Consider the following 21,472-nt stretch of genomic DNA (forward strand, 5'->3'; position numbering starts at 1 on the left):
CGAGTTGGTCCCACTCCTTCCCATCCCGAACAGGACAGTGAAACGACTTTGCGCCGATGATAGTGGACGGACGTCTGTGAAAGTAGGTCATCGTCAAGCTTTTATTCCGCAGAACCCCACAGGTAACCCCTGTGGGGTTTTGTCTTTGTGAGAGCCCATTGCGGGCGCCTGTCGAGATCTGCTCCAGGCACGCGCATCGGTCTCGCTACAGGATTGGAGCGTTTGCCCACGATAGGGCAGGCACTCAAGCAGTTACGCCTGACAACCATAGCAAGGTGGTCCCACTCCTTCCCATCCCGAACAGGACAGTGAAACGCCTTTGCGCCGATGATAGTGGACGGACGTCCGTGAAAGTAGGTCATTGTCAGGCTTTGATTCCAGGAACCCCGCAGCTCGCGCTGCGGGGTTTTTCTTTTGCGGTGTTGTTGCGATGAGCTAGCAAGCGGTCGGCGCGGCTGCGGGCGGCTGGGGCTTTTGGGCGAGTGGTTGCGGACCGTCAATCAGGCTGCAAGCCGCGCCAGCATTGAATGTGCACAAATAACAACGGCCGTGGGCGGGGTAGCTTTGTGCGGTAAGATTGACCGAGTCAATTCGTTGGAGCGTTATCGTGAGTGATCCCCAGACCCCCGTGCCCGGAACGACGTTAGACCTGCGCACGCTGACCCACGTTGCCTATGGCTTGTACGCCCTGGGCTTCCTGACGAGCGGTTTCCTGGGCATCGCCACGCTGGCGGCCGTAGTGCTGATGTACCTGAAGCGCTCGGACGCCGCAGGTACCGTCTATGCCGCTCATTTCGACTGGCTGCTGCGTACCTTCTGGTGGGCCCTGCTGTGGCTGGCCATCAGCGGCATCGCGACGCTCATCTTCATCGGCTGGATCGGCCTGGCGGCGACCGTGATCTGGGTGCTGTATCGCCTGATCAAGGGCTGGCTGTCGTTGCTGGAAGGGTCCGCGCCGACTACCTACGCCTGAAGGCTCGCGTTCAAACAGAAGGCCGGCATATGCCGGCCTTTTGCTTTGTTGAGTTTGATCTTGGCGCCGTACTTGGACAGCGGGCGCGGGCATCAGCGAACAAGCGCTGAGTGCAATTCAGCGTTTCGAAGGCCTCTGCTGGTGCAGGATTATTCACGCTCGACACGTGGGCCCGCAGCATGTGCAGCCATCGCGCATGGGCCAATCCATGTTGCTTCCGAATGCTGGCCGTGGGACCGTGAGGAAGCCATGCCAACTGCCTGAAGAGGCGCGCCAGGCTTGGCTTTCGGGGAATGCTGGTGTGGGGAATCGGGCCGTGCCGGCGAGGTTGCGGCGAGGCTGTCGCGGTGAGAGAAAGCTGCGCTGGGGAGGCGAGCTCGCCCAGGAATGAACCGGGGCGTCGCGACGATATGAAGGCAGGGACGTACGGGGTACGCCCTTTGCCTGCTTACTTCAGATGTGCGTTGACCAGCTTGGTCAGTTCGAACATCGTGACCTGATCTTTGCCGAAGATCGGGCGCAGCTTGGCATCGGCGTTGATGTTGCGCTTGTTGCTGGCATCTTGCAGGTTGTGCTTCTTGATGTATTCCCAGATCTTTTTGGTGACCTCGGTACGCGGCACGGCTTCCGAGCCGATGACGGCGGCCAGTTCGGCGCTGGGGGTCAGGGGCTTCATGAATGCAGCGTTCGGCTTGCGCGCGGTCGCGGGTTTGGAGGTTGTGGCCATAATGCGGCGCTCCTTCTCTGGCTGTTGGAAAAATTGTCCTGCGGCCGGAGCATAACGTGTCTCTCTCGTAAAGACAAAGGCATTTATCCTCTGTAGCAACTAAAATGCACAGACTGTCCCCTCTATATCGTCATTCTGTAACCTCCTATGTACGCACGATCTCCTTTGGAATCAATTCGCCTCTTTCATGACGAATTGACGGCGCTGCGGCGCGATTTGCACGCGCACCCCGAGTTGGGCTTCGAGGAAGTCCGGACCTCCGGAATCGTGGCGGGCGCGCTGGAGGCGCTGGGGATCGAGGTGCACCGCGGCATCGGCAAGACTGGCGTGGTGGGCGTCATCCGCGGCAAACGCTGCGATAGCGGGCGCATGATAGGCCTGCGTGCCGACATGGACGCCTTGCCCATGACCGAAGACAACGACTTCGGGCACAAGTCGACCAAGCCTGGCCTGATGCACGGTTGCGGCCACGACGGTCACACCGCGGTACTGATCGGCGCGGCCAAGTACCTGTCGCAGACGCGCAATTTCGATGGCACCGCGGTTCTGATCTTCCAGCCCGCGGAAGAGGGGCGCGGCGGCGCGCGCGCCATGCTGGAAGATGGCCTGTTCGATACCTTTCCGTGCGACGCGATCTACGCGCTGCATAACTGGCCGGGCCTGAAGCCGGGCACGATAGGCATCAACCCCGGGCCGATGATGGCCGCGGCCGATCGCTTCGAGATCCTGATCACAGGACGTGGCGGCCACGGCGCGCATCCTTACCAGACCATCGATCCGGTCACCATCGCAGGGCAGATCATTACGGCGTTGCAGACCATCGTGTCGCGCAACGTCAATCCGCTGGATTCGGCGGTGGTGTCCATCGGATCGCTGCAGGCCGGGCATCCCGGCGCCATGAGCGTGATTCCGCGCGAAGCGAGAATGGTCGGCACGGTGCGCACGTTCCGCAAGTCCGTCCAGGAAATGGTGGAGACCCGCATGCGCGAGTTGGTGTCCGCGATTGCGGGCGCTTTCGGCGGCACTGCCGAGGTCACTTACGAACGGATCTACCCTGCGACCTTGAACACGCCGCAGCACGCCAATCTGGTGGCCGACATCGCCACCGAGATGATAGGCAAGGAGAACGTCGTGCGCGATCTGACGCCGTCGATGGGCTCCGAGGATTTCTCTTTCATGTTGCAGAGCAAGCCTGGCGCATACTTCCGCCTGGGCCAGGGCGGAGCCGATTCCGGCTGCGTGCTGCACAACTCGCATTTTGATTTCAACGATGCCGTCATCCCCTTGGGCAGCGCGATGTTCAGCGCGCTGGCCGAACGGGGCATGCCGCTGGCAGATTAAGAAGCCTTTCCATGTCTACTCAAAACACGACTCAGCTCACCATCACCCGGCCGGACGACTGGCACCTGCATCTGCGCGACGGCGCTGCCCTCGAGGCGGTGGTGGCGGATACCGCGCGCCAGTTCGCGCGCGCAATCATCATGCCCAACCTGAAGCCGCCGGTCACGACCACCGAACAGGCGTTGGCCTATCGCGGCCGCATTCTGGAGGCCTTGAAGAAGGCGGGCGGCAATCCCGATGCCTTCACGCCTTTGATGACGCTGTATCTGACCGACAACACCACGTCGGAAGAGATTTTCCGCGCCTACGAGTCGGGCCAAGTCTACGCCGTGAAACTTTATCCGGCAGGCGCCACGACCAACTCCGATGCCGGCGTGACCGATCTGCTGGGCAAATGCACGAAGGCGCTGGAAGCGCTGGAAAAATGCGGCATGCCGTTGTTGGTGCACGGCGAAGTGACGGATCCGTCGATCGACCTGTTCGACCGCGAAGCAATCTTTGTCGAGCGCGTGATGAAGCCGCTGCGCCGCGCCTTCCCCGCCTTGAAGGTGGTGTTCGAACACATCACGACGAAAGAGGGCGCGGAATACGTGCGCGACGCGGAAGGTCCCATCGCAGCCACGATCACGCCGCAGCACCTGCTGTACAACCGCAATGCGATTTTCCAAGGCGGCGTGCGGCCGCACTTCTACTGTCTGCCGGTGCTTAAGCGCGAAACGCACCGCCTTGCGCTGGTCGAGGCGGCGACCAGTGGCAGCCCGCGCTTTTTCCTGGGCACCGACAGCGCGCCGCACGCGCGCGGGTTGAAGGAGCATGCTTGCGGTTGCGCCGGCTGCTACACGGCATTGCACGCGATGGAGCTGTACGCCACCGCCTTCGACGCGGTCGGCAAGCTGGACAAGCTGGAAGGCTTCGCCAGTTTCCATGGCCCGGACTTCTACGGCCTGCCGCGCAACACCGGCACGCTGACGCTGGTGCGCGAGGCCTACCAGGTGCCCGAGGAAGTCGCGTTCGGCAACACGACGCTGGTTCCGCTGGCTGCGGGTGAAGCGCTGACCTGGCGCGCGCGGGGCTAGGCAATTGCGCCGTCCGGCAGGTCTGGAACAAAAGAAATGCCCCCGGATTTCGGGGGCATTTTTCATGCGCCTCTATATGTATATAGAGACAAGCTGATTACAGCGTGCCTTCGCGGCGCGCTTCCAGCAGTTCCCAGCGGGCGAAGCGCTCTTCGAGTTCGCTTTCCAGCTTGGCCAGTTCGCCGTTGATGCGTTCGACTTCGGCGGGCGCGTCGCGGTAGAGGCTGCCATCGGCGAGCTTGCCGGCAAGTTCCGCTTGTTGCGCCTCCAGGGCGGCGATGGCGTCCGGCAGGCCTTCCAGTTCGCGCAGTTCCCAGGAGTTCATCTTGGCCGACTTGGCCGGTTTGGGCTTGGCGGCCTTCGCGCGCGCGGCGGCATCGTCGACAGGCCGGGCGGCGGGGGTTGCGTCTTCGGCCGGGGCCGCGGGCGCGGGCCGCTGCGCGACCCATTCGTCGTAGCCGCCCACGTAATCGCGCCAGCGGCCATTGCCTTCGTAGGCGATGGTCTGCGTAACGACGTTGTTCAGGAAGGCGCGGTCATGGCTGACCAGCAGCACCGTGCCCTGGTACTCCTGCAGCAATTCTTCCAGCAGTTCCAGCGTTTCGATGTCGAGGTCGTTGGTGGGTTCGTCCAGCACCAGCACGTTGGCAGGGCGGGCGAACAGGCGCGCCAGCAGCAGGCGGGCGCGTTCGCCGCCGGACAGGCTGCGCACGGGCGAGCCGGCGCGGGCGGGCGAGAACAGGAAGTCCCCGAGGTAGCTCATGACGTGCTTGCGGGCGCCGCCGATTTCCACCCATTCGCTGCCCGGGCTGATGATGTCGACGAGCGTGGCGTTTTCGTCCAACTGCGCGCGCATCTGGTCGAAGTACGCGACCGCAACGTTGGTACCCAGCCGCGTCGTGCCGCTGTCGGGTTGCATCTCGCCCAGGATCAGCTTGAGCAGGGTGGTCTTGCCGGCGCCGTTGGGGCCGATGATGCCGATGCGGTCGCCGCGCAGGATGGTGGTGGAATAGTCGTCCACCACGATCTTGTCGCCGAAGGCCTTGTTCACGTGGTCGAGTTCGGCGACCAGCTTGCCGGAGCGCTGGCCCTCGGCCAGCGCGAGCGAGACGTCGCCGACGCGTTCGCGGCGTTCGGCGCGTTCGACCCGCAGCCGTTCCAGGCGGCGCACGCGGCCTTCGTTGCGGGTGCGGCGGGCCTCGACGCCCTTACGGATCCAGACTTCTTCCTGCGCCAGCAGCTTGTCGAAGCGCGCTTGTTCCAGGCGCTCGGATTCGAGCCACTGGGCCTTGCGCTCCTGCCACTGCGAAAAGTTGCCGGGAAAACTCAGCAGGCGCCCGCGGTCGAGTTCGACGATGCGGGTAGCCACTGCGTCCAGGAAGCGGCGGTCGTGGGTGATGATGACGGCGGCGCCTTTCCAGGTGCGCAGCATGTCTTCCAGCCAGGCGATGCCTTCGAAGTCCAGGTGGTTGGTGGGTTCGTCCAGCAGCAGCAGGTCCGGCTCATCGACCAGGGCGCGCGCCAGCGCGACGCGCTTGCGGGTGCCGCCGGACAGGCCGGCGATCTGTACGTCCGCGGGCAGGCCGAGTTTTTCGAGCACCGAGCGCACGCGCGAGGGGCGCTGCCAGTCTTCATGATCGCCCTCGACATTGCAGACCACATCGAAGACGGTGGCGTTTTCGTCCAGTTCGGGTTCCTGTTCGACCGTGGCCACGCGCAGACCCGAACTGCGGGCGATGTCGCCGTCGTCGGGCTGGGTCCTGCCGTCCAGCAGTCTCAGCAGCGAGGACTTGCCGGCGCCATTGCGGCCGATGAGGCCGATGCGCTCGCCGGCCTGGATGGCGAAATCGGCGTGGTCCAGCAGCGGGTGGTGGCCATAGGCCAGCTGGATGTCGGTAAGGGTGATGAGAGTAGCAAGGGCCATGTGATGGGTATTGTCTGCGGCGTCTGAGCGAATCAAGGCGTATTGTCGCAGGAACCCCGTAACGCCGTTTGCACGGCTAGTGTCGCGGCTTCTTCGGGGACGGAGCTGGCGGGTGTAATAGAATACGCACCGCAAGGCGGGTCGGACGATCGCGGTGGATGCGAATCCATCGAGGAAGGTCCGGACTCCACAGGGCAGGGTAACGGCTAACGGCCGTCCGGCCGCGTCTTCGGGCGCGGTTGAGGAATAGGGCCACAGAGACGAGTCTGCGGGGCGGGCGTGCATCGCGCGCACAGATACGGCCATCTCCGTATCGCGCCGTCCGGCAACGGGCGGCGGCATCGCAGGGTGAAACGCGGCAACCTCTATCCGGAGCAACATCAAATAGGCATGCGTGCGGTCTTCGGACCGCGTAGGGCGGCCCGTCCAAGCATGCGGGTAGATGGCTAGAGCGGCTCAGCAATGATCCGTCCAGAGGAATGATCGTCCGCCAGGGAAACCTGGTGTACAGAATCCGGCCTATAGACCCGTCTTGCAACTCATTCGCAACGCGAGCCTGGTCCTGGCTGGAACCTGGCGTCGCGCTGGCCGGGCCGGACCATTTTTGGGGCCGCTCAAATCGGCGGGCCCGGCTGGAAGCCTTGCCAACCGGAGCAAACGACCGACCGTAAAACAATGCAAAGGCATTGTTAGCCGCCACTTCTGAAGAAGGACTTTTAGATAGTGCCGCAACCTCCTGATTTATTGGGAGGTTTTTCTTTTTGCGGATTTACATATTGATCTAAGTCCTTGTTGTGATTGAAAAAATTGCAACCACGCGCTTGACCGCCCCGATCCCATACCGTAGAGTGGGAAATAGTAGGAGATTGTGCAATTAAGTGGGGTAAAAGTGGTGTTTCAGGGAAGCAGCGCGCTCACGCTGGATGCCAAGGGACGGATCTCGATTCCGACCCGGCACCGTGACGCGCTCATGTCGCAGGCCGATGGCCGGCTGACCCTGACACGCCACCCTGACGGCTGCTTGCTGGTCTACCCGCGGCCCGAGTGGGAAAAGAAGCGCGAGCAGATTGCCGCCTTTCCCATGACGGCGCGCGCGTTGCAGCGGCTGTTGCTGGGCAACGCTCAGGACGTGGAACTGGATGGCTCCGGCCGGGTCCTGATCGCTCCTGAACTGCGCAACGCTTCCGGTATGACGCGCGATGTGATGCTGCTCGGTCTGGGCGCGCACTTCGAGCTGTGGGACGCCGCTACTCTGGCCAGCCGCGAGGCTGAGGACCTGGCCAAGGGTATGCCGGATGTGTTGAATCAGTTTTCGTTCTGAAAAAGTTATGGAATTCGAACATCGGCCCGTTCTGCTGGAGCCGACGGTGGACGCGCTATTGCTGCCTGACTTCGGCGGCAAGGGCGCGGCACGGTCGCATCAGCAGGCCGGGCCGGCTGCGGCTACGCGGGCGGAAGGCGGCGTCTTCGTCGACGGCACCTTCGGGCGTGGCGGGCACAGCCGCGAACTGCTTGGCCGTCTGGGCCCGAGCGCCAGGCTGGTGGTGTTCGACAAGGATCCGGAGGCGATCGCCGTAGCCAGGCAACTGGCGGCAGCGGACCCGAGGGTCACCGTGGTGCATGGCGGCTTTGCCACCATGGCCGAAGAATTGGAGCAGCTCGGCATCGGCAAGGTCGATGGCGTGATGCTGGATCTGGGCGTTTCCTCGCCTCAGATCGATGACGCTGAGCGTGGTTTCTCGTTCATGCGAGACGGCCCGCTCGATATGCGGATGGACACCACTCGTGGTCCCACGGTGGCGGATTGGCTGGCGCAAGCCAGTGTGGATGAGATGCGGGAGGTCATAGCGGATTATGGCGAAGAACGGTTTGCTTTTCAGGTTGCAAAGGCGATTGCTGCTCGCCGCGCAACAAGGCCGCTGCGCACCACGCTCGAGCTTGCCGAGTGCGTCGCCAGCGCCGTCCGCACGCGCGAAAAGGGGCAACATCCGGCCACACGCACCTTTCAAGCTCTACGGATTTACATCAATCGGGAACTCGAAGAGCTCGCGCGCACCCTCGCGGCAGCTCTAGACCTGCTCGCCCCGGGAGGGAGGTTGGCGGTGATCAGCTTTCATTCGCTTGAAGACCGCATGGTCAAGCAGTGCATCGCGGCGGCGGCTCGTCCGGCCGCCGCGCATGCGCGCCTGCCCCTGCGCGAAAGCGAAATGCCCCAGCCAGTCCTGCGCTCCCTGGGCCGCGTGCTGGCCGAAGACGACGAAGTCTCGGCCAACGCCCGCGCCCGTTCCGCCGTCTTGCGCGTAGCCGAACGTACCGAGACGCCGCTGCCCGCCGAGGGCGGTTTCGCGTTCGTGAAGATCGGTTCGCTGCCGGGCAGCGACCTGGCACCCCCGCCGCGTCGCGGCAAGGGAGGGCGCCGCTAATGGGTCGCGTCAACCTGATCGTTGCGGCTTTGCTGATGCTGTCGGCCATTTCCCTGGTCACCAGCCGGTATCAGTCGCGCCAGCTCTTCATCGAGCTGGGACGTGATCAGGCGCAGGCTCGCGACCTGGAAACCAACTGGCGGCGCCTGCAGCTGGACCGCGCCGAACTGGCCCGCAACGCGCGGGTCGACGCCATCGCGCGCGATGGCCTGAAGATGATCTCCATCGTTCCGGATCGCACGCTGTACTTGAACCAGCCGCCCGCTTCCGCCACCGGAGGCGCGCAATGAAACGCGTCCCCTTCTTCGATAACCCCGTGCTGCGCGGGCAATTGCCCACCTGGCGCGCGCGCCTGGTGCTGATCCTGCTGTTCGGCGGGTTCACCGTGCTGGCCGGCCGCGCCCTGTTCCTGCAGGGGCTGTCCACCGAGTTCCTGCAGCAGCAGGGCGAGCGGCGCTATGAGCGCACGCTGACGCTGGCCGCGACGCGCGGCAAGATCATGGATCGCAACGGCGCGGTGCTGGCCTCCAGCGTGCCGGCGCGCGCCATCTGGGCGATTCCGGAAGACGCCAAGCAGGCTACCCCGGCGCAGATGGACACGCTGGCGAAGCTGCTGGAAACGCCGCCGGCTGACCTGCGTCACCGCCTGGTCGACGAAGACAAGAACTTCGTCTACCTGAAGCGCCAGGTCTCCATGGACGTGGCCGACAAGATCAAACAATTGGGCATGCCCGGCGTGCACCAGCAGCCTGAGACCCGCCGCTACTACCCGGACGGCGACGTGATGGCTCACGTGGTGGGTTTCAATAGCGTCGAGGATCAGGGGCAGGAGGGCGTCGAGCTGACGTTCAACCAGCAGTTGTCCGGCCGTCCCGGCAGCCGCCGCGTCATCAAGGACCGGCTCGGCCGCGTGATCGAAGATGTGCAGGCCGTGACCCTGCCGGTGGATGGCCGCGACCTGCGCCTGTCGATCGACACGCGTCTGCAGTATCTGGTGTTCAAGGCGTTGAAGGACGCCATGGACAAGCACCAGGCCAAGGGCGCGACCGCCGTGGTCGTGGACGTGCATACGGGCGAGATCCTGGCCCTGGCCAATGTGCCGACCTTCGATCCGAACAAGCGCGAGACCTTCCACGGTTCCAAGCTTCGCAACCAGGCCATCACCGACACCTTCGAGCCGGGCTCGATCATGAAGCCGTTCACCGCCGCGTTGGCGCTGGACCTGGGGCGCATCAGCACCAAGACCCTGTTCGAAACCGGCAACGGCCGATTCCAGTATCAGGGCAGCACGATCAGCGATGTGAGCCGCAACGGCACGCTGGACGTGGCCGGCGTGCTGCGCAAGTCCAGCAACATCGGCATGACGATGATCTCCGAGAAGCTGGAATCCCGCGAAATGTGGGACCGCTTTACCGAACTTGGCCTGGGCCAGGCGCCCCAGGTGGGATTTCCCGGCGCGGCGCCCGGACGCCTGCGTCCCTGGGACCGTTGGCGCCTGATCGAAAAGGCCACCATGGCCTACGGCTACGGCCTGTCGGTGTCGCTGTTGCAGGTGGCGCGCGCCTATACCGTTTTCGCCCGCAACGGCGACATGGTGTCGCTGACCCTGGTCAAGCGCGACAGCGATCCCACCAGCGTCAAGATCTACACGCCCAAGACGACTGAAATGGTGCGCGGCATGCTGGAAGCGGCCGCCGGCCCCGAAGGCACCAAGGCTGCCCAGGTGCAGGGCTACCGCGTCGCCGGCAAGAGCGGCACGGCGCGCAAGATCGTCGACGGCAAATACAGCATGCAGCGCTATCGGAGCTCCTACGTGGGCTTCGCTCCGGTGTCCGATCCGAAGATCGTCGTGGCCGTGTCCATCGACGAGCCGACGATCGGCGGCTATTACGGCGGCGCCATCGCCGCGCCCGTGTTCTCCCAGATCGTGGGGGGGAGCTTGCGGCTGATGGGGGTGCGCCCGGACGCGCCCTTCGAATCCACAATTGTTGCTGGTCTCAAGGAGCCAGGCAGATGAGCGCCAAAGGCTTCCTCTCCAACCCTGTCGCCACGGTTGCCGAAACCGTGGCGTGGTTGCATTCGCGCGTGTCGTTGACCGCGCACCTCAAACTGGACTCCCGCGATATCGAGCCGGGCGATGTGTTCGTCGCCTGCCCGGGCCTGTCCAGCGACGGACGTCTCTATATAGAGAAGGCGTTGGCGCTGGGCGCCAGCGCGGTGTTGTTCGAAGCCCCCGCCAACGATGCCGTCGCGGCCGTGGAGGATCAGGCCGCGATGCTGCCGGTGACTGGCCTGCGCGCCCTGCTGGGCGAGTTGGCCGACACCTGGTACGGCCGGCCCTCGGCCGAGCTGGCGGTGGTGGCGGTAACTGGCACCAACGGCAAGACGTCGTCGGTGCAATGGATTGCGCACGCGCTGAGCCGCAATGACAAGCCCTGCGGCACCATCGGCACCCTGGGCGCCGTGCTGCCCGACGGCCAGACGCTGGGCGGCGACCTGACGACGCCGGACGTCTTGACCGTGCACCGTACGCTGGCCGCCATGCGCGACGCCGGCGCCAAGGCCGTGGCCATGGAAGCGTCTTCCATCGGCATCGAGCAGGGCCGGATGGATGGCGTGCGCGTTGCGCTGGCCGCCTTCACCAACCTGACGCGCGATCACCTCGATTACCACGGCACGATGGAACGGTACGAAGCCGCCAAGGCGCGCCTGTTCCGCTGGCCGGGCCTGACCGCCGCCGTGATCAATGCCGACGACGAAGCCGGCCGCCGCCTGATTGCCGATCTGCCGGCAGGCATGGCAATGGGCTACAGCCTGAGCGAAGCGCAGGACATTCCCGCCGCCATGCGCGCGCGCGATCTCCAGGCCACCGCGCAGGGTCAGATCTTCACGCTGGTGTCGCCGCATGGCGAAGCCCAGATCGTGACGCGCCTGCTGGGCGCGCACAATGTATCGAACCTGCTGCTGGTAGCGGGCGTGCTGTATCAGTTGGGCCTGCCGTTTGCGCAGATCGCGCGCGAACTGGCCGCGACGGACCCCGTCGACGGCCGTCTGCAAACCGTCGAGCCGGTGGCGCACAGCACCCAGGCCAGCACGGGCCGCGGCCCGCTGGTGGTGGTGGACTATGCCCATACCCCGGATGCGTTGTCGCGGGCGCTGACCGCCTTGCGCGCCGTTGCGACCGCGCGATCGGGCCGCTTGATCTGCGTGTTCGGCTGCGGCGGCGAGCGGGATCCGGGCAAGCGTCCCGTGATGGGCCGCATTGCGGCGGACCTGGCCGACCATGTGGTCGTCTCCAGCGACAACCCGCGCACCGAGTCGCCTGAAGCCATCGTCGAACAGATCCTGACGGGCATCCCGGACAGCGTGAAGCCCGACGTGCAAGTGGACCGCGCGCGCGCCATCATGCAGACCATCTGGGCCGCGACGCCCGACGATGTGGTGCTGCTGGCCGGCAAGGGCCATGAAACCTACCAGGACATCGGGGGCGAGAAGCTGCCTTTCGATGACCGGGAATGGGCGCGGCTGGCGCTGCTGCTGCCGCAGGTCAAGGGCGTGTCGACCGACACCCGCCGTATCGGCGAAGGCGAATTGTTCGTGGCGCTGGTGGGCGAGAACTTCGACGCCCATAACTATCTGGATCAAGCCGAAGCGCGCGGTGCGTGCGCGGCCGTGGTGGCGCACGCCGTGCCCGACGCCAGGCTGCCGCAGCTGGTGCTGGGCGACACCCGCGTCGCGTTGATGCGCATCGGCGCTGCGTGGCGCGCGCGGTTCACGCTGCCCGTGGTGGCGGTGACCGGCAGCAACGGCAAGACCACGACCAAGGAAATGATCTCGGCGATGCTGGCCGACTGGCAGGGTGAAGCGGGCCGCCTGGCGACCGCGGGCAACCTGAACAACGACATCGGCGTGCCGCTGACTCTGCTGCGCCTGCGGCCGGAGCACCGCGCGGCCGTATTCGAACTGGGCATGAACCACCCCGGCGAGATCGCGCAACTGGCCGCGATCGCGGCGCCCTCGGTGGCGCTGGTCACCAACGCTCAGCGCGAACACCAGGAATTCATGCATAGCGTGGAAGCGGTGGCGCACGAGAACGGCGCCGCCATCGCGGCGCTGCCCGAGGATGGCGTTGCCGTATATCCCGGCGACGAACCGTATTCGGCGATCTGGGATGCCCTGGCCGAGCCGCGCCGCGTGTTGCGTTTCGGCCTGCAGCCCGGCCTGGACGTGTACGCCGAGCAGATCCTGGCTGACGTGAACGCCACCCGCTGCCGTGTGGTGACGCCGGTGGGCGTCGCCGACCTGGCGCTGCCGGTGCCGGGCCTGCACAACCTGCGCAATGCGCTGGCCGCCATTGCCAGCGCGATCGCGGCGGGGGCGCCGCTGGATGGCGCGGTGCGCGCCCTGGCAGGTTTCAGCCCGGTCGCGGGTCGCATGCAGCACAAGAGTATGAGTGACGGAACGTTGCTCATTGATGACACTTACAATGCCAACCCCGACTCGGTTCGCGTAGCCGTGGACGTGCTGGCCCGCATGGCCGGCAAGCGCGTCCTGGTGCTGGGCGACATGGGCGAGGTCGGGGACAACGGCCCCGCCATGCATGTCGAGGTGGGCAATTACGCGCGTGAGCAAGGGCTCGACGCGCTCATCACGCTAGGCGAAGCCAGCCGGGCGGCCGCGGCCGCATTCGGAGTGGGCGCACACGCCTGCGCATCGGTAGACGAAGTGGTTGCCGCAATGCGCGGCTTGCGCGCGTCCTGCGTATTGGTAAAGGGATCGCGCTTTATGCGCATGGAGCGGGTAGTGACGGCTTTTTCTACGAATGAAGGTGTGACGGCCAAGGGGCAGGGAGAGCAGAATGCTGCTTGAAATCGCCCGCATGCTGTCTGACGATGTGCGCGCACTGGGGGTGTTCGAATACATCACCCTGCGCGCTGTTCTGGCATGCGCGACCGCGCTGTTGATCGGCCTGGTGGCGGGTCCGCGCGTGATTCGCAAACTGACCGAGATGAAGATCGGCCAGGCCGTGCGCTCCTACGGTCCGGAAACCCATCTGGTCAAGACCGGCACTCCCACCATGGGCGGTGTACTCATCCTCATTTCCATCGCCATCAGCACGCTGCTGTGGGCGGACTGGACCAACCGCTTCGTGTGGGTGGTGTTGCTGGTGACCTTCGGCTTCGGCTGGATCGGCTGGATGGACGACTACCGCAAGGTGGTCTATCGCGATCCGGAAGGCATGCCCGCGCGGCAGAAGTTCTTCTGGCAGGCCACCATCGGGATGGTGGCCGCGGTGTATCTGGCGTTTGCCGTGTCGGCGCCGGCCAATACCGAACTGTGGCCCTTGTTCAAGGCCTGGGTGGGCAGCGGTTTCACGATGTCCTTGCCGACGCGCGCCGACTTGATCGTGCCTTTCTTCAAGAGCGTGAGCTATCCGCTGGGCGTGCTCGGTTTCGTGGCGCTGACCTGGGCGGTCATCGTCGGCACCAGCAATGCCGTGAACCTGACCGACGGCCTGGACGGCCTGGCCATCATGCCTACCGTCATGGTGGGCAGCGCACTGGGTATCTTCGCCTACGTGGTCGGCCGCGTGGACTATTCCAAGTACCTGCTGTTCCCCTACATCCCGGGAGCGGCGGAATTGATGGTGCTGTGCGCCGCGATTGGCGGCGCCGGGCTGGCATTTTTATGGTTCAACGCGTATCCGGCCCAGGTCTTCATGGGCGACGTCGGCGCGCTTGCCTTGGGAGGCGCGCTGGGCACCATCGCGGTCATCGTGCGCCAGGAAATCGTGCTCTTCATCATGGGCGGCGTGTTCGTGGTCGAGACCCTTTCCGTGATGATGCAAGTGACTTGGTTCAAGTACACGAAGCGACGTTATGGAACAGGTAGACGCATTTTCCGCATGGCCCCGTTGCATCATCACTTTGAAGTGGGCGGCTGGAAAGAAACCCAGGTGGTCGTGCGTTTCTGGATCATCAGCATGATGCTGGTGCTGATTGGCCTCTCTACCCTGAAGTTGCGATGAATACGATGGAAACCTCCCGCGCAGACGCGCCGCTCGTCCTGATCCTCGGATTGGGCGAGACGGGTGTCGCCGCCGCTCGCTGGTGCGCCCGCCTGGGTGCCCGCCTGCGCGTGGCCGACACGCGCGCCGAACCGGGCGGGCTGGCCGCGCTGCGCGAATCACTGGCGCAAAGCGAAGTGGAGTACCGCCTGGGCTGCGACGAGTCCTTCGACACGGCGCTGCTGGACGGCGTGAATCAGGTCGTGCTGAGCCCCGGCTTGGCGCCCTCCCAGGCACCCGCGGCCGAGCTGCTGCGCGAGGCCGAGGCCCGCGGCATCGAGGTCGTCGGCGAGATCGAATTGTTTGCGCGCGCTTTGGCCGATCTGGCCGAGACGCGCGAGTACCGGCCGCGCCTGTTGACCGTGACCGGCACCAACGGCAAGACCACAGTCACCGCGCTGACGCGCCAGCTGGTCGAGGCCAGCGGCCTGTCGGCGGTGGCTGCGGGCAATATCAGCCCCGCAGCGCTGGCCGCGCTGATGGAAGCGCTGGACGCCGAATCGCTGCCGCAGGTCTGGGTGCTGGAGCTGTCCAGCTTCCAGCTGGAAACCACGCGCTCGCTGATGGCCGACGCGGCCGTCGTGCTGAACGTCACCCAGGATCACCTGGACTGGCACGGCGGCATGGAAGCCTACGCGCAGGCCAAGGCCCGCCTGCTGAAGATGGCCCGCGTGGCCATCGTCAACCGCGACGATCCGTACACCGTGGACATGGTCGCCACGCTGAACGCGCTGAACGTGCGCAGCTTCGGCCGTGACGTGCCGGAGCTGGTCGGCGACATGGGCCTGGAGCTGGGCCAGGGCGTGGCCTGGCTGGTGGCCTGCGAACCCAACGATTTCGATGAACCCGCGCCGCCGGTGCGCCGCAAGAAGGACGCGCCCGAACCGACGCGCGCCAAGGGCCGCATGAGCCGCCTGATGCCGGTGGACGCCTTGCGTATCCGCGGCATCCACAATGCCTTGAACGCGCTGGCCGCGTTGCAGTTGGCGCGCTGCCTGGACCTGGGCTGGGGGCCGATGCTGCGCGCCTTGCGCGAGTACACGGGCGAACCGCACCGCGCGGCCTTCGTGCGCACGATCGGCGGCGTCGACTACATCAATGACAGCAAGGGCACCAACGTGGGCGCCACTGTGGCCGCGCTGGAAGGCCTGGGCCAGCAAGTCGTGCTGATCGCCGGCGGCCAGGGCAAGGGCCAGGATTTCTCGCCGCTGATTCCCGTGGTGGCGCAGCATGCGCGTGCCGTGATGCTGATCGGCCAGGACGGCCCCGAGATCGGCCGCGTGCTGGCGTCGACCGGCGTGCAGTGCGTGACGGTTGAAACCCTGCGCGACGCCGTGCGCGGCGCCGCTGAATTGGCCCAGCCGGGCGATGCCGTGCTGCTGTCGCCCGCTTGCGCCAGCCTGGACATGTTCCGCAACTATCCGCACCGCGGACAGGTGTTCGTGGAAGAGGTCGAAGACCTGGCCCGCGACCGTGGAGAGATCGCATGAGCCTGATCGCCGATCTCACCGCCAGCGTCAACGCCGTACGGCCCGGCCGTACCCGCATGCGCAATTTCGATCTGCCGCTGGTCATCGCGGCGTCGACCTTGCTGCTGCTCGGCCTGCTGATGGTGTATTCGGCGTCGATCGCGCTGGCCGACGGCCCGCGCTATGCCTCATATGGCCGCTACTACTTCGTGATCCGCCACGGCCTGTTCATCAGCGCCGGCCTGGTGGGCGCGGCGGTGGTGCTGGCGGTGCCGATCCGCGTGTGGCAACGCCTGGCGGTGCCGCTGTTCGTGGTGGCGATGGTGCTGCTGGTGGCGGTGCTGATCCCCGGCATCGGCCGCGAGGTCAACGGCGCGCACCGCTGGATCCCGCTGGGTCCGCTGAACTTCCAGCCCTCCGAACTGATGAAGCTGGCTGCGCTGCTCTACGCTGCCGATTACACCGTGCGCAAGCAAGAGCACATGCAGGCCTTTGCCCGCGGCTTCCTGCCGATGGCGTTCGCGCTGGCCGGCGTCGGCATGCTGCTGCTGCTGGAGCCTGACCTGGGCGCTTTCATGGTGATCGTGGCGATCGCGATCGGCATCCTGTTCCTGGGCGGCATCAACGGCAAGTATTTCAGCAGCCTGCTGGCCGTGCTGGTCGGCACTTTCCTGATGTTGATCTGGCTGTCGCCGTGGCGTCGGGCGCGCCTGTTCGCGTATCTGGATCCCTGGAACGAAGACAATGCCTACGGTAGCGCCTACCAGTTGTCGCATTCGCTGATCGCTCTGGGTCGTGGCGAATGGCTGGGCGTGGGCCTGGGCGCCAGCGTCGAGAAGCTCCATTACCTGCCGGAAGCGCACACAGACTTCCTGATGGCGGTGGTGGGCGAGGAATTGGGCTTTGCCGGCGTGATGCTGGTCATCACCCTGTTCGCCATCATCGTCTATCGCGGTTTCGACATAGGCCGCCAGGCCATCGCCATGGAACGCACCTTCGCGGGCCTGGTTGCGCATGGCGTGGCGATGTGGTTTGGCGTGCAGGCCTTCATCAACATGGGCGTCTGCCTGGGCCTGCTGCCCACCAAGGGCCTGACCCTGCCTCTGATGAGCTATGGCGGTTCGGGCATCGTGATGAACCTGTGCGCGCTGGCCATGCTGATCCGGGTCGACGTGGAAAACCGCGTCATGATGCGTGGAGGGCGGGTATGACGGCCTCTCGCACCATTCTGATCATGGCTGGCGGTACCGGCGGACACATCATGCCGGGCCTGGCCGTGGCTGATGTGCTGCGCGAGCGCGGCTGGCGCGTGCTGTGGCTGGGCAATCCTGAAAAGATGGAAGGCCGGCTGGTGCCGCCGCGCGGCATCGAGCTGGTTCCGCTGCGTTTCCAGGGCGTGCGCGGCAAGGGTGCTTCGGCGCTGCTGAAGCTGCCGTTCCTGTTGCTGCGCGCATTCGGGCAAGCGTGGTCGCGCCTGTCCGACGTGCGGCCCGACGTGGTGCTGGGCATGGGCGGCTACGTCGCTTTCCCGGGCGGCGTCATTGCGGCGCTGCGCGGCACGCCGCTGGTGGTGCATGAACAGAATGCCGTGGCCGGCACTGCCAACAAGTGGCTAGCCAGGATGGCCCGCCGCGTGCTGAGCGGCTTTCCCGGCGTGCTGCCCAAGGGCGAGGCCATGGGCAATCCGGTGCGCGCGGACCTGTGCGCGTTGCCGGACCCGGCCGCGCGCTACGCCGGCCGCAGCGGCCCGCTGCGCGTGCTGGTCGTGGGCGGCAGCCTGGGCGCCCAGGCGCTGAACACGACTTTGCCGCAGGCGCTGGCGCGCCTGCCGCAGGAAAACCGGCCGGTGGTGGTGCACCAGGCCGGCGAGCAACATTTGCCCGCGCTGCAGCAGGCCTACGCCCTGGCGGGCGTGGAAGCCGACTGCCGCGCATTTATCGATGACATGGCGGGCGCCATGGGCGAAGCCGATCTGCTGATCTGCCGCGCGGGTGCCATGACGGTGTCCGAAGTGGCCGCGGCGGGCGTCGCAGCCCTGTTCGTGCCGTTCCCGCATGCCATCGACGACCACCAGACCGCCAACGCGCGCTTTCTGAGCGACGCGCAGGCTGCCTGGCTGCAGCCGCAGACCGGCCTGACGCCCGAATGGCTGGCGCAGTGGCTGGGCCAACGCTCTCGACAAGAACTCCAAGCCGTGGCCGAACGGGCCCGCGCGCATGCGCGCCCCGAAGCCGCGGCCCATATCGCCGACGTCTGTGAACAAGCAGCGGGGCGCGCATCATGAAACACAGAATTCAACACATCCATTTCGTAGGCATCGGCGGCTCGGGCATGAGCGGCATTGCCGAGGTGCTGCTCAACCTGGGCTACACCATCAGCGGTTCCGACCTGAACGAGTCGGCGGTGACGCGCCGCCTGGCCGGCCTGGGCATGAAGATCGCAATCGGCCACGTGGCCAGCAACGTCACGGGCGCCGCCGCCATCGTCACGTCCACCGCGGTGGCAGGCGACAATCCCGAGGTGATCGCCGCCCGCGCCGCCCGCATCCCAGTGGTGCCGCGCGCCATCATGCTGGCCGAGCTGATGCGCCTGAAGCGCGGCATTGCCGTCGCCGGCACGCACGGCAAGACGACCACGACCAGTCTGGTGGCCAGCGTGCTCGCCGCTGGCGACCTGGATCCGACCTTCGTGATCGGCGGCCGCCTGAATTCGGCCGGCGCCAATGCGCGGCTGGGGCAGGGCGACTACATCGTGGTCGAAGCCGACGAATCGGATGCCTCGTTCCTGAACCTGCTGCCGGTGATGGCCATCGTGACCAACATCGATGCCGATCACATGGACACCTACGGGCACGACGTGGCGCGCCTGAAGAGCGCCTTCATCGAGTTCACGCAGCGCCTGCCGTTCTACGGCAGCGCGGTGCTGTGCTCGGACGACGCCAATGTGCGCGAGATCATGCCTTTTGTCTCGCGGCCCATCACGACCTACGGCCTGAACGAAGAGGCGCAGGTGCGCGCCTATGAAGTGCAGCCGGAAGGCACGCGCATGCGCTTCAACGTGCAGCGCACGCATCGCGACACCCTGCTGCCGCCGCTGCAGGTCGAACTGAATCTGCCGGGCCTGCACAACGTGCGCAACGCGCTGGCCGCGATCGCCGTGGCGACCGAGCTGGGCGTGGCCGATGCAGCCATCTGCGAGGCGCTGTCGTCCTTCCATGGCGTGGGCCGCCGCTTCACGCAGACGGGCGAATTCCCTGTGCCGGCCAGTCATGGCGGCGGCACTTTCACGGTGATCGACGATTACGGCCATCACCCGGTGGAAATGGCCGCGACGCTGGCCGCCGCGCGCGGCGCCTGGCCCGACCGCCGCATCGTGCTGGCCTTCCAGCCGCACCGCTACACGCGTACCCGCGACTGCTTCGAGGATTTCGTGCGCGTGCTGGGCACGGCCGACGCGGTGTTGCTGACCGAGGTCTACGCCGCGGGCGAACCGCCACTGGTGGCGGCGGACGGCCGAGCCTTGTCGCGCGCCCTGCGTGTGGCCGGCAAGGTCGAGCCGGTGTTCGTCGAGGATGTGACGGAACTGCCGCAGGCCATCGTGGATTTCGTGCGCGATGGCGACGTGGTGATAGTGATGGGAGCGGGTTCGATCAGCAAGGTCCCCGCTCAAGTTGGAGAACTGGCATGAACACGCAATTCGGCAAGGTCGGTGTGTTGTACGGCGGACGATCCGCCGAGCGCGAAGTGTCCTTGATGTCGGGCACGGGCGTGCACCAGGCGCTGCTCAGCGCCGGCGTCGACGCGCACCTGTTCGACACGGGCGAGCGCAGCCTCTCCGAGCTGGCCGCCCAGGGTTTTGACCGCGTGTTCATTGCCTTGCACGGCCGCTATGGCGAAGACGGCACCATCCAGGGCGCCCTGGAACTGCTGGGCATCCCCTATACCGGCAGCGGTCCGCTGGCCTCCGCGCTTGCCATGGACAAGACCATGACCAAGCGCGTGTGGCTGCAGCACGGCCTGCCCACGCCCGACTTCGAATTGCTGGACGCCGACACCGAGCTGCGTCTGGTGCCGGACCGCCTGAGCCTGCCGCTGATCATCAAACCGCCGCATGAAGGCTCGACGGTCGGCATTACCAAGGTGGTGGGCTATTCCGACATGAAGGAAGCCTATGCCGCGGCCGCGCGTTTCGACGCCGAAGTGCTGGCCGAGCAGTTCATCACCGGTCGCGAGCTGACCGTGGCGGTGCTGGGCGGCGGCAAGACCGCGCGCGCGCTGCCCGTCATCGAGATCGCCGCGCCCGGCGGCAACTACGACTACGAGCACAAGTACTTCTCCGACGACACGCAGTATTTCTGCCCGGCCACGCTGCCGCCCGAAGTGGCCGCGGAAGTCGCCGAGATCGCGGTCAAGGCTTATCAGGCGCTGGGCTGCGAAGGCTGGGGCCGCGCCGATTTCATCCTCGACCGCGACAACCGGCCGTGGCTGCTTGAAATGAATACCTCGCCTGGCATGACCAGCCATTCACTCGTTCCCATGGCCGCCAAGGCGGTGGGAATCAGCTACGCCGATCTGTGCGTGGCGATCTTGTCCGAGGCTGCGTGCAAAGTGCGCAGTCCGGCCCGCAACGCTTGACCCGGATACTCTGTGTGGAACGACGCTCGCACCACCAACCTGATCGCCAACACGCTGGCCGTGCTGGCGGTTTGCGCCATGCTCGTCGCGGGTGTGGTGTGGGTGGCGCAACGCCCGTTCTTCACGCTGCAGGCCATCGAGCTGGAGTCGATGCCGGACACCGAGCTGCACTACGTGTCCACGGGGGCGGTGCGATCGGCGATCGCGGGCCGCTTCAAGGGCAATTTCTTCACGGTGGACCTGGACGAAGCGCGCGAGATCTTCGAATCGGTGCCGTGGGTCCGGCACGCCACCGTGCGGCGGATCTGGCCCAATGTGTTGCGCGTGCGGATCGAGGAACAGCAGCCCCTGGCGTTGTGGAACGAGAACCAGATGATCAACACCTGGGGCGAGGCGTTCACGGCCAACACGGGCGAGGTGGACGACGAGACCGTTCTGCCGCAGTTCTCCGGTCCGGAAGGCACCGAGTCGCTGGTCGTGCAGCGCTACGCCGAATTGGCGCGCTGGTTCGCCCCGCTGGACATGCACGTCACGCAGCTGGACCTGAGTCCGCGCTACGCCTGGCGCGTGGTGTTGTCCAACGGTATGTCGCTGGACCTGGGCCGCGATCCGGGCGCCGATGCGCCGGATCCGCATGGCCTGCCCGGCGCTCTGCCGTTCGCGGCCCGCATTCAACGTTTTGTGCAGGCGTGGCCCGCCGTGGCGGGGCGCCTGGAAGGGCGCACCGTGACGCAGGCCGATTTGCGCTATCCCAATGGTTTCGCCCTGGCGCTGGCCCCGTTGCCGCCGTCGGAAACCAAATCCAAATCCATACCGAAACCTCCCAAGAAACGCTAAC

Annotated in this window: 17 protein-coding genes, 2 rRNA genes and 1 other RNA gene; 18 read left to right on the plus strand and 2 right to left on the minus strand. The window is 65.8% G+C overall.

Annotation, left to right across the window (positions count from 1 at the left end; all coding sequences use genetic code 11):
* The 3 genes from rrf (HV793_RS19025) to HV793_RS19035 all read left to right on the plus strand — a co-directional run.
* Positions 1 to 99 (plus strand): 5S ribosomal RNA (gene rrf, locus HV793_RS19025); the annotation flags it as partial.
* 158 nt (positions 100 to 257) lie between these two features.
* Positions 258 to 370: ribosomal RNA gene (gene rrf, locus HV793_RS19030) — 5S ribosomal RNA — on the plus strand.
* A 237-nt stretch (positions 371 to 607) separates the two neighbouring features.
* On the plus strand, positions 608 to 973 hold the full coding sequence (locus HV793_RS19035; RefSeq protein WP_013391517.1) for a DUF4870 family protein: 366 nt from the start codon (positions 608 to 610) through the stop codon (positions 971 to 973).
* 448 nt (positions 974 to 1,421) lie between these two features.
* Here the strand turns inward: HV793_RS19035 and HV793_RS19040 are convergent, their stop codons facing one another.
* Positions 1,422 to 1,700 carry an SWIB/MDM2 domain-containing protein gene (locus tag HV793_RS19040; RefSeq protein WP_006217453.1) on the minus strand — a complete coding sequence of 93 codons (279 nt, stop codon included), beginning with the start codon at positions 1,698 to 1,700 and terminating at the stop codon, positions 1,422 to 1,424.
* A 147-nt stretch (positions 1,701 to 1,847) separates the two neighbouring features.
* Here HV793_RS19040 and HV793_RS19045 point away from each other — a divergent pair, with 147 nt between their 5' ends.
* Both HV793_RS19045 and pyrC read left to right on the plus strand, forming a co-directional pair.
* On the plus strand, positions 1,848 to 3,041 hold the full coding sequence (locus HV793_RS19045) for a M20 aminoacylase family protein (protein WP_054457611.1): 1,194 nt from the start codon (positions 1,848 to 1,850) through the stop codon (positions 3,039 to 3,041).
* A gap of 11 nt (positions 3,042 to 3,052) precedes the next feature.
* Entirely contained in the window at positions 3,053 to 4,117 is a 1,065-nt protein-coding gene (gene pyrC, locus HV793_RS19050; protein ID WP_054457610.1) for a dihydroorotase, read from the plus strand.
* A gap of 97 nt (positions 4,118 to 4,214) precedes the next feature.
* On the opposite strand, the gene HV793_RS19055 is transcribed toward pyrC, so the two are convergent.
* Positions 4,215 to 6,041 (minus strand): ATP-binding cassette domain-containing protein, encoded by a 1,827-nt coding sequence (locus HV793_RS19055; RefSeq protein ID WP_054457609.1) that lies wholly within the window; start codon positions 6,039 to 6,041, stop codon positions 4,215 to 4,217.
* Positions 6,042 to 6,174: 133 nt separating this feature from the next.
* Between HV793_RS19055 and rnpB the strand changes: the two genes are divergently transcribed.
* The 13 genes from rnpB to HV793_RS19120 all read left to right on the plus strand — a co-directional run bounded on the left by rnpB (position 6,175) and on the right by HV793_RS19120 (position 21,471).
* Positions 6,175 to 6,579: RNase P RNA component class A (gene rnpB, locus HV793_RS19060), an RNA gene on the plus strand.
* A gap of 354 nt (positions 6,580 to 6,933) precedes the next feature.
* Positions 6,934 to 7,362: a division/cell wall cluster transcriptional repressor MraZ gene (gene mraZ / locus HV793_RS19065; protein ID WP_006226256.1), complete on the plus strand. Its 429-nt coding sequence runs from the start codon at positions 6,934 to 6,936 to the stop codon at positions 7,360 to 7,362.
* Positions 7,363 to 7,369: 7 nt separating this feature from the next.
* Entirely contained in the window at positions 7,370 to 8,464 is a 1,095-nt protein-coding gene (rsmH, locus tag HV793_RS19070; RefSeq protein ID WP_054457608.1) for a 16S rRNA (cytosine(1402)-N(4))-methyltransferase RsmH, read from the plus strand.
* Positions 8,464 to 8,754: a cell division protein FtsL gene (gene ftsL, locus HV793_RS19075; RefSeq protein ID WP_054457607.1), complete on the plus strand. Its 291-nt coding sequence runs from the start codon at positions 8,464 to 8,466 to the stop codon at positions 8,752 to 8,754. The genes rsmH and ftsL overlap by 1 nt, the downstream gene beginning before the upstream one ends.
* On the plus strand, positions 8,751 to 10,481 hold the full coding sequence (locus HV793_RS19080; RefSeq protein ID WP_054457606.1) for a peptidoglycan D,D-transpeptidase FtsI family protein: 1,731 nt from the start codon (positions 8,751 to 8,753) through the stop codon (positions 10,479 to 10,481). Before ftsL ends, HV793_RS19080 begins: the two co-directional genes overlap by 4 nt.
* On the plus strand, positions 10,478 to 13,333 hold the full coding sequence (gene murF, locus HV793_RS19085) for a bifunctional UDP-N-acetylmuramoyl-L-alanyl-D-glutamate--2,6-diaminopimelate ligase MurE/UDP-N-acetylmuramoyl-tripeptide--D-alanyl-D-alanine ligase MurF (RefSeq protein ID WP_175213785.1): 2,856 nt from the start codon (positions 10,478 to 10,480) through the stop codon (positions 13,331 to 13,333). The genes HV793_RS19080 and murF overlap by 4 nt, the downstream gene beginning before the upstream one ends.
* Complete coding sequence (mraY, locus tag HV793_RS19090; RefSeq protein WP_042796413.1) at positions 13,323 to 14,492, plus strand: phospho-N-acetylmuramoyl-pentapeptide-transferase; 1,170 nt, start codon at positions 13,323 to 13,325, stop codon at positions 14,490 to 14,492. The genes murF and mraY overlap by 11 nt, the downstream gene beginning before the upstream one ends.
* Positions 14,489 to 16,021: a UDP-N-acetylmuramoyl-L-alanine--D-glutamate ligase gene (murD, locus tag HV793_RS19095; RefSeq protein ID WP_119449380.1), complete on the plus strand. Its 1,533-nt coding sequence runs from the start codon at positions 14,489 to 14,491 to the stop codon at positions 16,019 to 16,021. Before mraY ends, murD begins: the two co-directional genes overlap by 4 nt.
* Positions 16,018 to 17,211 (plus strand): putative lipid II flippase FtsW, encoded by a 1,194-nt coding sequence (gene ftsW / locus HV793_RS19100; protein WP_042796415.1) that lies wholly within the window; start codon positions 16,018 to 16,020, stop codon positions 17,209 to 17,211. The genes murD and ftsW overlap by 4 nt, the downstream gene beginning before the upstream one ends.
* Positions 17,208 to 18,284, plus strand: coding sequence for an undecaprenyldiphospho-muramoylpentapeptide beta-N-acetylglucosaminyltransferase (gene murG, locus HV793_RS19105; protein WP_175213786.1), 1,077 nt, complete (start codon positions 17,208 to 17,210; stop codon positions 18,282 to 18,284). The genes ftsW and murG overlap by 4 nt, the downstream gene beginning before the upstream one ends.
* Complete coding sequence (gene murC, locus HV793_RS19110; protein ID WP_054457601.1) at positions 18,281 to 19,687, plus strand: UDP-N-acetylmuramate--L-alanine ligase; 1,407 nt, start codon at positions 18,281 to 18,283, stop codon at positions 19,685 to 19,687. The genes murG and murC overlap by 4 nt, the downstream gene beginning before the upstream one ends.
* Positions 19,684 to 20,634: a D-alanine--D-alanine ligase gene (locus HV793_RS19115; protein ID WP_054457600.1), complete on the plus strand. Its 951-nt coding sequence runs from the start codon at positions 19,684 to 19,686 to the stop codon at positions 20,632 to 20,634. Before murC ends, HV793_RS19115 begins: the two co-directional genes overlap by 4 nt.
* Positions 20,635 to 20,646: 12 nt before the next feature.
* Positions 20,647 to 21,471 (plus strand): cell division protein FtsQ/DivIB, encoded by an 825-nt coding sequence (locus HV793_RS19120; RefSeq protein ID WP_054457599.1) that lies wholly within the window; start codon positions 20,647 to 20,649, stop codon positions 21,469 to 21,471.
* The last annotated feature ends 1 nt before the right edge of the window (position 21,472 follow it).

This window comes from Achromobacter aegrifaciens, assembly GCF_902859965.1.
Taxonomy (GTDB): domain Bacteria; phylum Pseudomonadota; class Gammaproteobacteria; order Burkholderiales; family Burkholderiaceae_B; genus Achromobacter; species Achromobacter aegrifaciens.